12 protein-coding genes are annotated in these 10,971 nt (G+C 64.6%); 3 read left to right on the forward strand and 9 right to left on the reverse strand.

All coding sequences use genetic code 11. The annotated features are described in order from the left end of the window. A partial coding sequence (locus NMG70_RS28725; protein WP_436798480.1) for an acyltransferase family protein occupies nucleotides 1-1,462 on the forward strand: 1,462 nt, incomplete at its 5' end. A 34-nt stretch (nucleotides 1,463-1,496) separates the two neighbouring features. On the opposite strand, the gene NMG70_RS28730 is transcribed toward NMG70_RS28725, so the two are convergent. The 5 genes from NMG70_RS28730 to msuE all read right to left on the reverse strand — a co-directional run bounded on the left by NMG70_RS28730 (nucleotide 1,497) and on the right by msuE (nucleotide 6,205). Beyond that, the gene (locus tag NMG70_RS28730) at nucleotides 1,497-2,258 is read right to left on the reverse strand and encodes an ABC transporter ATP-binding protein (protein WP_254027617.1); all 762 of its coding nucleotides are present in this window, start codon (nucleotides 2,256-2,258) and stop codon (nucleotides 1,497-1,499) included. Nucleotides 2,259-2,272: 14 nt separating this feature from the next. Continuing rightward, nucleotides 2,273-3,271 (reverse strand): ABC transporter substrate-binding protein, encoded by a 999-nt coding sequence (locus NMG70_RS28735; protein ID WP_254027618.1) that lies wholly within the window; start codon nucleotides 3,269-3,271, stop codon nucleotides 2,273-2,275. A gap of 85 nt (nucleotides 3,272-3,356) precedes the next feature. Then, nucleotides 3,357-4,205, reverse strand: a complete 849-nt coding sequence (locus tag NMG70_RS28740) for an ABC transporter permease (protein ID WP_254027619.1) — start codon at nucleotides 4,203-4,205, stop codon at nucleotides 3,357-3,359. Nucleotides 4,206-4,232: 27 nt separating this feature from the next. Next, a complete protein-coding gene (locus NMG70_RS28745) occupies nucleotides 4,233-5,597 on the reverse strand; it encodes an LLM class flavin-dependent oxidoreductase (protein WP_254027620.1) in 1,365 nt (454 codons plus the stop codon). Between the two features lie 56 nt (nucleotides 5,598-5,653). Continuing rightward, complete coding sequence (gene msuE / locus NMG70_RS28750) at nucleotides 5,654-6,205, reverse strand: FMN reductase (protein ID WP_254027621.1); 552 nt, start codon at nucleotides 6,203-6,205, stop codon at nucleotides 5,654-5,656. A gap of 252 nt (nucleotides 6,206-6,457) precedes the next feature. On the opposite strand from msuE, the gene NMG70_RS28755 reads away from it, so the two are divergent. Beyond that, nucleotides 6,458-7,054: a DUF922 domain-containing Zn-dependent protease gene (locus NMG70_RS28755; RefSeq protein ID WP_254027622.1), complete on the forward strand. Its 597-nt coding sequence runs from the start codon at nucleotides 6,458-6,460 to the stop codon at nucleotides 7,052-7,054. Between the two features lie 234 nt (nucleotides 7,055-7,288). Here the strand turns inward: NMG70_RS28755 and epmA are convergent, their stop codons facing one another. Next, nucleotides 7,289-8,332: an EF-P lysine aminoacylase EpmA gene (gene epmA / locus NMG70_RS28760; protein WP_254027623.1), complete on the reverse strand. Its 1,044-nt coding sequence runs from the start codon at nucleotides 8,330-8,332 to the stop codon at nucleotides 7,289-7,291. A 129-nt stretch (nucleotides 8,333-8,461) separates the two neighbouring features. On the opposite strand from epmA, the gene efp reads away from it, so the two are divergent. Next, the gene (gene efp / locus NMG70_RS28765) at nucleotides 8,462-9,028 is read left to right on the forward strand and encodes an elongation factor P (protein WP_254027624.1); all 567 of its coding nucleotides are present in this window, start codon (nucleotides 8,462-8,464) and stop codon (nucleotides 9,026-9,028) included. A gap of 297 nt (nucleotides 9,029-9,325) precedes the next feature. Here the strand turns inward: efp and NMG70_RS28770 are convergent, their stop codons facing one another. The 3 genes from NMG70_RS28770 to NMG70_RS28780 all read right to left on the reverse strand — a co-directional run bounded on the left by NMG70_RS28770 (nucleotide 9,326) and on the right by NMG70_RS28780 (nucleotide 10,840). Next, complete coding sequence (locus tag NMG70_RS28770) at nucleotides 9,326-9,598, reverse strand: DNA -binding domain-containing protein (RefSeq protein ID WP_436798481.1); 273 nt, start codon at nucleotides 9,596-9,598, stop codon at nucleotides 9,326-9,328. Nucleotides 9,599-9,732: 134 nt separating this feature from the next. Further along, entirely contained in the window at nucleotides 9,733-10,335 is a 603-nt protein-coding gene (locus NMG70_RS28775) for a DUF6456 domain-containing protein (RefSeq protein WP_254027625.1), read from the reverse strand. A 112-nt stretch (nucleotides 10,336-10,447) separates the two neighbouring features. Then, nucleotides 10,448-10,840: a hypothetical protein gene (locus NMG70_RS28780; protein ID WP_367185613.1), complete on the reverse strand. Its 393-nt coding sequence runs from the start codon at nucleotides 10,838-10,840 to the stop codon at nucleotides 10,448-10,450. Between the last annotated feature and the right edge of the window lie 131 nt (nucleotides 10,841-10,971).

Raw genomic sequence — 10,971 nt, forward strand, 5'->3', positions numbered from 1 at the left:
AGGCAAGCGCATGGCGATCCTGGCGATCGGCCTCGCCGGCGCGGTGTCGTTCGCCGTCTGCGCCTGGCTCACCACCGTGGCGCAGCCCTGGGCCTTCTATTTCTCGCCGCTCAGGGCCTGGGAGTTCGCCGCCGGCGGGCTGGCGATGATGGCCCCGGCAAGATTCTGGCGGGACCGGCCGCGGCTCAGCGCAGCGCAGTCATGTCTCGGCCTGGCGCTGATCGCCGGCGCCTATCTCATGGTGAGCGAGGATTCCCCCTTCCCCGGGGTGATTGCGCTGGTGCCTGTCGCCGGCACCGTGCTGGTGTTGCTCAGCGGCAGCGGTGCAAGCCGGAGCGCGGCGCAGAACCTACCGATCAGTGTGCTGTCGCTGTCGCCCATGCAGTGGCTTGGCAAGCTTTCCTACTCGCTCTATCTGTGGCACTGGCCGGTCATCGTCTATGCGACGATGATGGTGCCCGACCTCTCTTGGCCCGGGCGGCTTGCCTGCGCGGCATTGACGCTGGCGCTGTCGCTCTTCACCTATAATTTCATCGAAAACCCAATTCGCCGCAACAGCTGGCTGATGGCGGGAGCGGCGCGGGCGCTCGTTCCCGCTGTCATGCTGACCGGTGCGGGCGTGGTCGTGGCCTATGGCAACGCGCGCTTTGCCGAGCACAATCTCAGCCCCGAACAGCGCGTCATCGCAAGCAGCGCGGCGCAGAGTTCCACGGTGCGCGCGACCAACGCCGGCTGCGTGCTCGATCTGGAAACCATCAAGCCGAACCCTTGCGTGTTTGGCGCGAAAGATGCCGAGCACTCGGTGGTGCTATTCGGCGATTCGCATGCCGACCACTGGTCGACGCCGCTGATCAAGGCGGCCAGCAAGAACAACTACCGGGTCGTCACCTATCTGAAATCCTCCTGCCGCGCCTCGCGGGTGACGACCTGGAACTCGCGGCTGAAGCGCGACTACACCGAATGCGACCAATGGCGCGAGCAGTCGATCAGGGACATCATTGCCTTGCATCCGACCCTGGTCGTGATCTCGGAATTCTCGATGGGTAATATGATGCGGGAATCGCCCGATGAGAAGCATGCCAATTGGAACGAGGAGTGGCGCAGCGGCCTGCGCTGGACTCTGGGGGCGTTCAGTCAGGCCGGGATCGGGGTCGCGGTCAATGCCGACAAATGCGTGGCACGCGCCCTGTGGCGCGGCCAGACGCCGGCCGCATGCGACACGCAGAGGGTGATCGCCGCCAACGACGACTTCGCCAAGGAAGAGCGCGACATCGTGCGCGGCATTCCGAACGCCACCTATCTCGACATGACGAACCGCTTTTGCGATCAGACCACCTGCCATGTGTTCATCGACGGCATGCTGGCCTTCCGCGACCGCCACCACCTTGCAACGCCCTTTGCGGCAACGCTGGAGCCGCCGATCGAGCGCGCGCTGTTCTCGAAGGTGGCGGCGCAGAAGTAAGCGCGGCGCAACGACGCGCCGTTCACCCGCTGTCTCAGTGCAAGCCAAACTCGCGCAGCAGTTCTTCGCGATAGCGCACGAAGCGGCTTTCGCTGCGATCGCGGGGGCGCGGCAGTTCAACCTCGACCAGCCGTGCTGTGCCGCCCTTCTCCCTGGGCAGGATCAGCACCCTGTCGGCGAGATAGATCGCTTCTTCCAGATCATGGGTGACCATGACCATGGTGACGTTCTCCTCGCTCCAGATGCGCGCCAGTTCCTCCTGCATGCCGATCTTGGTCATGGCGTCGAGCGCGCCTAGCGGCTCGTCGAGCAGCAGGATTTCAGGTTGCACGGTCAAGGCCCTGGCAATGCCGACGCGCTGCGCCATGCCGCCCGAAAGCTGCCTGGGATAGGCATCGCTGAATTCGGCTAGGCCGACGAGCGCGGTATAGAAGCGGGCCTTGTCCTCGGCCTCCGCTTTGGGCACGCCCCGCACTTCGAGGCCAAAGGCGACGTTGCCGAGTACCGTCAGCCAAGGCAGCAGGCGCGGTTCCTGGAAGATCACCGCGCGCTCGGAGCCGACGCCATGGACCGGCCTGCCGTCGATCGCGACGCCGCCGCTGTCGGCGGCCTCTAGCCCGGCAAGGATGCGCAGCAGCGTGGTCTTGCCCGATCCGCTGGCGCCGACAATGACGAGACATTCGCCGGAGCGGATGTCGAGGTTGAGCGCCCTCAGCACGGCAAGCGGGCGCCCGCCAAGGGTGAAGGATTTGGAGAGGTCGCGTATCGTGACCTCGCCGCCGCTTGTGGTGGCCATGGCTCGTCTCCCGGTCAGTTGGTTTTCGTTTCGCCGCGCCGGTAAAGGATATCAGCGGCTTTCAGCCTGCCCTTGGGCAGGCGGCCGTCGCGCTCGAGCACGCCGACCCAGAAATCTATGTCGCGGTCGTCGGCCTTCGCCCCTTCGCGCAGGCCGAAGCCGGTCCAGTAGCGCGCCAGTTCGCCGTTTTCGCCGCGTTTGTCGAGGATCTCCGCGAGCACCTTGCGCGCCTCGTCCGGGTTCTGGCGCGACCAGTCGGCGGCGCGGGCCGACTGTTCGACGAAATTGCGGGCGCCATCCGGATGAGCCGCGATGAAGTCGCGCCGCAGGACAATGAAGCCGCCGGCCAGTTCGCCCAGCACGTCGGTGTCGTTGAACACGCCGCGCACACCGCCCTTGTCGACCAGCGCGCCGGCAAACGTCGCCTGCCAGTAGCCCAGTGCCGCAATATCGACCTGGCGTGACCGCAAGGTCTGTTCAAGCTGCGGCCCGGGCACGACGACGAGGTTGGCGGCATCCGGCGGCAGGCCGACGCCGTGCAGCGCCTCGCGCACGGTGTAGTGGAGATGGGCGCCGAGCGTGTTGACCGCAATGGTCTTGCCGGCGATGTCGGCAATCGATTTGATCGGACTGTCTTCCAGCACGTAGAAGACGCTGCGCACTTGGCCGTTGATGCCGTTGCTTGGATAGGCAGCGACGAAGTCGTTGCCGCCGGAGATCGAATTGATCACCGCAGCGGTCGCGGCCGAGCCGAGATCGACGCTGTCGGAGGCGAGCGCGAACAGCGATTCCGGGCCGCCGCTGGAGTAGCCGACATTCTCAAGCTTGACGCCGACGTCCTTGAAATAGCCGAGCGCGTCCGCCAGTTCATGCGGCGAGATGCTGCCACGGCTGGCGAGGTAGCGCAACGTGAGCGGCGCGGCTTGCGCGACGGCAAAGCGAGGCAGGCCGGAGGCGATGATGCCGGCGGCAAAGGGAGCGCCCGCAAGCAGGGTTCGGCGAGTGATTGGCATGGTCCGGGTCTTTCCTGTTGAAGGATGGGGCCTGTTGGAGGATGGGCCTGTTGGAGGATGGGCCTGTTGGAGAGGATGGTGCTGGTCAGTCGATGGGACTGCTCCAGCGGCAGAGCCGCCGCTGCAGGCTGACCAGCGCCTGGTTGGCGATCAGGCCGAGGCCGGCAAGGATGACGATCGCTGCAAACATCAGCGGGATCTGGAAGTTGTACTGCGCGTTCATCACCTGGAAGCCGATGCCCTTGTTGGCGCCGATCATTTCGGAAGCGATCAGCAACAAGAGCGCCGTGGTCGCACTCAGCCTCAACCCGACGAAGATCGAAGGGACGGCTCCCGGAAGCACGACCCGGCGAAACGCGGTGAGCCGCGTGGCGCCATAGACCCGGGCCATTTCAAGCAGTTTCGGATCGACTTGCTTGACGCCGCTGATGGTGTTGAGCAGCAGCGGAAACAGCGTCGCCCAGAAGATGACGAAGACCTTTGATGCCTCGCCCAGCCCGAGCAGCAGGATGAACACCGGGTAGAGCGCCAGCGCCGAGGTCTGCCGGAAAACCTGCAGGATCGGATCAAGCGCGGTTTCGACGGCGCGCACCTGGCCCATGAACAGACCGAGCGGGATGGCAACCGCCACCGCCGCAGCGAAGGCGAGACCGGCGCGTTGCAGGCTGATGGCGATGTCGCCAAGCAAGGTGCCGCCGGCCAGACCGTTCCACAATGCGGAGACGATCGTGTCGATCGGCGGCAATACCGCGGGGTTGACCCATCCCGCGCGGCTCGACACCTGCCAGATCGCGAGGAAGGCGATCAGGATGCCGTAGCGGGACAGGAAGCGGATGACAGTGCGGTTGGCCAGGCGCGGGAAATCGGCGCCAAGGCCGGTTCTGTCTTCACGTGCACGGATCGTGACCGACTGCTCGATGTGTTGCAAACTCATCGTCTTGCCCCTTCGCTTTAAGAGAATTTATTCAGCCGCCAGCACCTTGGAGCGGGCGGCGGTCCAGGGATTTTCCGGCCGCCTGAGGCCGAGATTCTCGCGCAGCGTCCTGCCTTCGTAGGCGGTGCGGAACAGGCCGCGACGCTGCAGCTCGGGGATCACCAGGTCGACGAAATCGTCGAGCGCGCCAGGCAGCCACGGCGGCAGGATGTTGAAGCCGTCGGCGGCCTGGTTGCCGAACCATTCCTCCAACTGATCGGCGACCTGCGCCGCGCTGCCGATGATGGTGTAGTGGCCGCGCGCCGTCGCCACCCACTGGTAGAGCTGGCGGATGGTGAAGTTGTGCTCGTCGGCAATCTGGCGGATCAGCGCCTGGCGGCTCTTCATGCCTTCGGTTTCCTTGCTCGGCGGCAGCGGTCCGTCGAGCGGGTAGCCACTGATGTCGAGCGTCTGGCCGGCCAGCCCATTGAGCAGGGCCACGCCATCCTCGGGCAGGATCAGCTCGTTCAGCTGCTGGTACTTGGCATGGGCTTCCTCTTCTGTGCGGGCGACGAAGGGTGCTACGCCCGGCATGATCAGCACCTGTCCGGGATCGCGGCCGACTGCCGCCACGCGCGCCTTGATGTCCCGGTAGAATTCTTGCGCCGAGGCCAGGTTCTGATGGGCGGTGAAGATGACTTCAGCCGATTGGGCGGCGAGCTTGCGTCCGTCTTCCGACTGCCCGGCCTGCACCACCACCGGGTGACCCTGCACCGGGCGCGGCACATTGAGCGGACCCTTGACGCTGAAATGCCGGCCCTTGTGGTCGATGTCGTGAAGCTTGTCCTTGTCGTAGAAGCGCCCCGACTTCTTGTCGCGGATGAAGGCATCGTCTTCCCAGCTGTCCCACAGCGCCTTGACGGTCTCGACATGCTCATGCGCCCGGGCATAGCGCTCGGCGTGGGCAGGCTGCGTCTCGCGGTTGAAATTGCGCGCGGTCTCGTCGCCGGCCGAAGTCACGACATTCCAGCCGGCCCGGCCATTCGACAGGAGGTCAAGCGAGGCGAACTTGCGGGCGAGCGTATAGGGCTCCTCATAGGTGGTGGAGGCGGTGGCGATGAAGCCCAGATGCGTGGTGAGCGGCGCCAACGCGGCAAACAGCGTCACCGGCTCGAACCCGGCGATCTTGGCATTGCCGCCTTCGCGGGCGCCGAGGCCGACGGTCAAATTGTCGGCGAGGAAATAGGCATCGAACAGGCCGCGCTCGGCGGTCAGCGCGAGCTGCCTGTGGAACTCGAAATTCGTCGCGCCGTCGGCCGGCGCGTCAGGATGGCGCCACGCTGCGATATGCTGTCCGCCACCGGGCAGGAAAGCACCAAGCTTGATCTGCCTGGACTTGCTGGGTCTGGTCATTGCGGGTTCCTTCTGAGCTGTGCGGAAAGGGTTGAGGACAGGGGCCGGTGGCGTGTTCAGGCGGCAATACCGACACTGCGTGGCACCGCGCGGTACGCTTCGGCGACCGCTTGCCTGGCGCGAGCATGGATGGCTTCGGACACCAGCACGCCGTTGGCAAAGTCCTTGTCAGAGGCATAAATCGCGGTCGGCAGGGTCAGCGCCTCGAAGAAGCCGAACAGCGGCCGCAGCTGATGTTCGACCACCAGCGAATGACGATCGCCGCCGCCGGTCGCAGCAAGGATGACCGGCTTTCCCCGCAGGGACGACGGGTCGAGCAGGTCGAAGAAATGTTTGAAAAGCCCGGTGTAGCTGCCTTTGAAGGTGGGAGAGCCAACCACCAAAACGTCGGCGGCCAGCAATCGCTCGACGATGTTCCTGGCCAACGGATCCAAATCGCCGATGCGCCGTGCCAGCGGGAACGACTGACCGAGATCCTCTAAGTCGAAAACGGTCGAGGCGGCACCCGTGCTGCTCGCCATCTCCGCGACGATGTGGCTGACGAACGCCTTGGTCTTCGACGGACGGGTTAGGTTACCCGACAGTCCCACCACCAGTTTTTTCGACATTTTGGCTCCTCGCAAATCGCTTGTCTGCATTAACTCTACTAAGTTTATAGAGTCTCATGAGAGAGAACATTCCAAAACGAGCCCGCCAAGCGGATTGAGTTTGCGGCACATCGCCGTTGATTGGTTCTTTCGGACGCGAAAATGCGAACGGCGAGTTTGGCAAAGTGCGCCTTGACCGCATTCCGGCCATGCGTTGATGATCTCAGCGCACCAAAGGCATCGCCCCGGGATTCGCATGAAACAGGGATTCGCATGAAAACAGCCGTTCTGACGTACCTGCTCCTGGCCATTTTGCTGGCATCGCCGGCGCAGGCGGGCTGGGAGCCGGTCGAGAAGGTCGAGACCTACGCCGTTTCAGGGCAGACTGGTCCCCAGCTCCATGCCTCGATGGGCGAGCGCGGTCCGACGATCGGCAAAAGCAGGGTCCGCGCCATGGCCTATACCAATTTCAAGCTGACCTGGGTCAGAGACTATCAGCGGCAAGGCAATGCCTGCGTGCTGGTGTCGGCGCGGCCAAAACTCATCATAACCTATACCTTGCCCCAAATATCCGGGCCGGCGCCGGCCGCGGTGCAGAAGAGCTGGGACGTTTTCGCCGCCGGCCTCGCCGCCCACGAAAAGGTGCATGGCGACATCATCGTCGACATGGTCCGCAAGATCGAGACGGCGACCATCGGCCTGTCCGTCCCCGGCGATCCCGGCTGCAAAAAGATCAGGACCGAAATGACCAGCCGGCTTGCCGAACTCTCCCAGGCGCAGCGGCAGGCAAGCCGCGATTTCGACCGGATAGAATTCGCCCCGCGCGGCAATCTGCAGCGGCTGATCGTCGCTTTGCTGATGGGGCAGTAGGGGTGGAGCTGGAAATAAAGGCAAGGTTGGCGCTCTACGGCGCCCCCTCTGTCCTGCCGGACATCTCCCCCACTTGGGTGGAGATCGGCCGTCATCCTTGATTTCGCCAATCGCCAACCTCGAAAAAGAGGCGCTGTCGGCGGAACTGCCAATCTCCCCACTTGTGGGGGAGATGCCAAGTTTTTGGCAAAGAGGGCAGGACAGAGGGGGGCACCGTAGCGCGCAGGCCTCGCCTCACCCCGCCACCGGCGTCCACATCACATCCTCGACCCTGCCCGCCCCCGTCGCCAGCATAACCAGCCGGTCGAAACCGAGCGCGGCGCCGCTCGCTTGCGGCATGATGGTCAGTGCGGCGAGGAATTCCTCGTCGATCGGATAGCGCTCGCCATAGATGCGCTGCTTCTCGTCCATCTCGAGGATGAAGCGCCGGCGCTGCTCGGCGGCGTCGGTCAGCTCGCCGAACGCATTGGCCAGCTCGACGCCGCAGCAATAGAGCTCGAAGCGCTCGGCGGTCCTCGGGTCATCGGCGCTCGGTCGGGCAAGGGCGGCCTGCGAAATCGGATAGCCGTAAAGAATGGTGGCGTGCCCCTGCCCCAGCCCCGGCTCGATCTTTTCCACCATCACCCGGCTGAACAGATCGGCCCAATTGTCGTCGGGCGCGGTGCGCAAGCCCGCCTGGACCAGAGCCGCGTGCAGCGCCTCGCGATCAGTGCTGCCGTCGGTGGCGACTGTGGCCAACAGATCGATGCCGGCATAGCGCGCAAATGCTTCGGCGACGCTCAACCGTTCCGGCTCGGCGAACGGATCGGCCTCGCGGCCGCGAAAGACGAAGCGTTTCGTGCCGGCGCGCTCGGCGGCCAACGCGACAAGCCCGGCGCAGTCGCGCATCAGGCTCTCATAGGTCTCATCGGCCCGGTACCATTCGAGCATGGTGAAAGATGGATGGTGCAACGGGCCGCGCTCGCGGTTGCGATAGACCGCACTCAGGCTGAAGATGCGCTTCTCGCCGGCGGCGAGCAGCTTCTTGCAGGCGAATTCCGGCGAGGTATGCAGATAGAACGGCAGGTGCCGCCCATTCGGGCCGATCGCCTCGGTGGCGAAGGCCGACAGATGCGCCTCGTTGCCGGGCGAGACCTGCAGCGCCGACGTCTCGACCTCGACGAAGTCGCGGCGGGCAAACCAGTCGCGCAGGGCCGCAGTGATGGCATTGCGCAGGATCAGCCGCGGCCGCCGGTCGGCGTGAACATCAGGCGTCCACCAGGGCGAGGCGGCGATCATAACGACAGGATTCGCATCGAGGACTGGCGATTGCCGCAAAGATGCGCTAGGCCGCACCGAACGGCTCCCGCAGCCGATTTGCGCCAGCAGGCGCCACCAGGCCAGTCAACGCTGTTAGGAATAAAGCCCGTGAAGGTCATCGCCAGTTCCCTACGCAAAGGCAATGTCGTCGAAAAGGACGGCAAGCTCTATGTGATCCTCTTTGCCGAAAACATCCATCCGGGCAAGGGCACGCCGGTGACCCAGCTCGACATGCGCCGCATCTCCGACGGGGTGAAGGTCTCGGAGCGCTACCGCACCACCGAGCAGGTCGAGCGCGCCTATGTCGAGGAGCGCGAGCATACCTTCCTCTACCACGACGCCGAAGGCTATCATTTCATGAACCCGGAAAGCTACGACCAGGTCGCGGTGCCGGAAAGCGTGGTCGGCGAGATGGCGCCCTATCTCAAGGAAGGCATGGCGGTGCAGATCTCGCAGCACAATGGCATCGCCATCTCGCTGGTGCTGCCGCAGCGCGCCACCTTTGAGGTGGTCGAGACCGAGCCGGTGACCAAGGGCCAGACGGCGTCCTCGTCCTATAAGCCGGCGACGCTGTCCAACGGCGTGCGCACGCTGGTGCCGCCGCACATCACCGCCGGCACCCGCGTCGTGGTGATGACGGCCGATGGCGCCTATGTGGAGCGCGCCAAGGATTGAGAGGCAGGATCGCTCTGGTCGTCGCTGTGGGTGTCGCGCGCGATGAATGCGAGGGTTGAGGCGCAACTCGCGCCGGTGCCGCCACGCGTGTCGGTTGCGTCTCCTTCACTGAACAGTGCAGATTCAGCCAAGGATAAAACCCGCTACCAGAACTGTAAGGATCATCGACAGCGGGACGGCAAGCAGGCAGCATGCCTCTAAGGTATTGATTCGCCAAGCGTTCATCGGGCGCTTCCCAGTTGGTTTCCTGTCTAAACGGGCAGACTGGGATGGCAGTTCCACGAAAAATCTCCGGCGTCATTCTGTACCGCTATTATGCCGATGCACACGAACCCCGGTCATCCAGCGGGCACGTGCAAGATGCGTCGCCCAGGCCCGGAATGCCCGCTCCGGCTCCTGCTCCGGATCAATGTGCAGAACGCTGTGGGCGACCTCACGCCAATCGGCCCCGTCCGCCGAAGCATCGAGCAGCCGCATGTAAGTCAGCATGCAGTGCTCGTCATAGGCGGTCAGCGCCGAAGACGTCGGCGCCGTATCTGCGAAATGAGCGTTTTGCGGCATCTTTGGCATTGTGATCTACCAACAATGGCGCAGCGTAACAGGCGGTCGGGAAACCCGCGCCCTTCAATTGGAGGATGCTGGCGGATCGAGCTTCGCCTCCAGCATGATTCACCCATGGGTTCGGCGCCCCATCCGTTGGCGCCCTACCCCCGCGGCCGCCGCATCAACATCATTCCGTAGTGCACCGCCAGCAAGTCGAGGCCGATCTTGAGCAGTTTCGACAGCACATCCCGCGGCTCACCCGTCTGCGCGGCAAGGCTTTTTACCGTTTCCCCATAGCAGCAGACTTTTTGCACCACGACCGATACCTCCCAATGCGCAAGCGCCCTGGTGGCGTCGGCATAGGCGCGGCCGGCGGACAGGATGCGGTCGGCAACGCCGCCGCCGATGCGGCCGCCGTCGACGCGCTCGGTCAGCGCCATCGGCTTGACGCCGTCCTGCGCCGAGACGCGAAAATCCTCGCGATAGCGCATGCCCGCCTCGCGCTGCTGGCGCGACAGCGAGGTGATGCCGATCAGCGGATCGACATTGCGCACCCGCACGATGCCGCCGGTAGCGGTGTGGCCGTTATTGGACACCTCATAGACGCGCCTCGCCTCCAGCGTGCCGGCCGCCAGCCGCTTACGCCCGAAGGCATCGTCCTTCAGCGCGAAATCATGGCCGACCGCCTTGCGGATGCGCACCTGCTCGGCCTCGCCCGTGGGTAATTTGGGCGGCTTGGCCTTTTGGGCGGTCTTCTTGCTCATCTGTGGCTCCTCGTTTGATTGCTGCCTTCGCAGGATCTGGGTTCCTCGCCCCACGGAGTGGGAGAGGAACCAGACCGCCGTGCCTGGCGTGAAGAATCTCGACCGATGCCGCTCACGCTGCGTCCGCGAGAGCCGAACGGCGATGGTCGCAGAACCGCGCCGCGTGATAGGCGCAGTAGCTTTCCAGCGGCCGCGTGCGCAGGCCGCAGCACAGCATCTCCAGTCCCGGCCGGCTGCCGGGCGCGTCGTTTTCGGGGTCTTCTTCGAGCGTCAGATCGAGCGGTGCGCGGCAGCGGTTGAACAGGCAGTCGATGAAGCGCATGGCCGCGACATGCGGCTGGCGTCCGACGGCGGCAGCGGGGCGCGGCGCCGGCACCTTGAGGGCCTCGCCGTCGGGCCCGTGGATCTCACGCACGAACGGGCGCTGCGGCAGCCAGACCGGCGGCGCCAGCCTGGCCGGCGTGCGGGCGATGCTACGCAATTTTGTGTTGGTATAGGCGGGCATGGCATAGGTCCATTGAATGGTTGCGTAGATGCCGAAGCTGCGCCCCTCTCCCCGTTCACGGCAGGGCTATCGCATATGAGTGATGGCATTGATGAGGTAGTCGTCATTCCAGGCGCATTTCTTGATGCGAT

This window comes from Mesorhizobium ventifaucium (genome assembly GCF_935822925.1).
GTDB lineage: Bacteria > Pseudomonadota > Alphaproteobacteria > Rhizobiales > Rhizobiaceae > Mesorhizobium > Mesorhizobium ventifaucium.

Coding starts and splice junctions, on each gene's coding strand:
- NMG70_RS28730 (WP_254027617.1), bottom strand. CDS start 2,258: ATGGCCACCACAAGCGGCGGCGAGGTCACGATACGCGACCTCTCCAAA.
- NMG70_RS28735 (WP_254027618.1), bottom strand. CDS start 3,271: ATGCCAATCACTCGCCGAACCCTGCTTGCGGGCGCTCCCTTTGCCGCC.
- NMG70_RS28740 (WP_254027619.1), bottom strand. CDS start 4,205: ATGAGTTTGCAACACATCGAGCAGTCGGTCACGATCCGTGCACGTGAA.
- NMG70_RS28745 (WP_254027620.1), bottom strand. CDS start 5,597: ATGACCAGACCCAGCAAGTCCAGGCAGATCAAGCTTGGTGCTTTCCTG.
- msuE (WP_254027621.1), bottom strand. CDS start 6,205: ATGTCGAAAAAACTGGTGGTGGGACTGTCGGGTAACCTAACCCGTCCG.
- NMG70_RS28755 (WP_254027622.1), top strand. CDS start 6,458: ATGAAAACAGCCGTTCTGACGTACCTGCTCCTGGCCATTTTGCTGGCA.
- epmA (WP_254027623.1), bottom strand. CDS start 8,332: ATGATCGCCGCCTCGCCCTGGTGGACGCCTGATGTTCACGCCGACCGG.
- NMG70_RS28770 (WP_436798481.1), bottom strand. CDS start 9,598: ATGCCAAAGATGCCGCAAAACGCTCATTTCGCAGATACGGCGCCGACG.
- NMG70_RS28775 (WP_254027625.1), bottom strand. CDS start 10,335: ATGAGCAAGAAGACCGCCCAAAAGGCCAAGCCGCCCAAATTACCCACG.
- NMG70_RS28780 (WP_367185613.1), bottom strand. CDS start 10,840: ATGCCCGCCTATACCAACACAAAATTGCGTAGCATCGCCCGCACGCCG.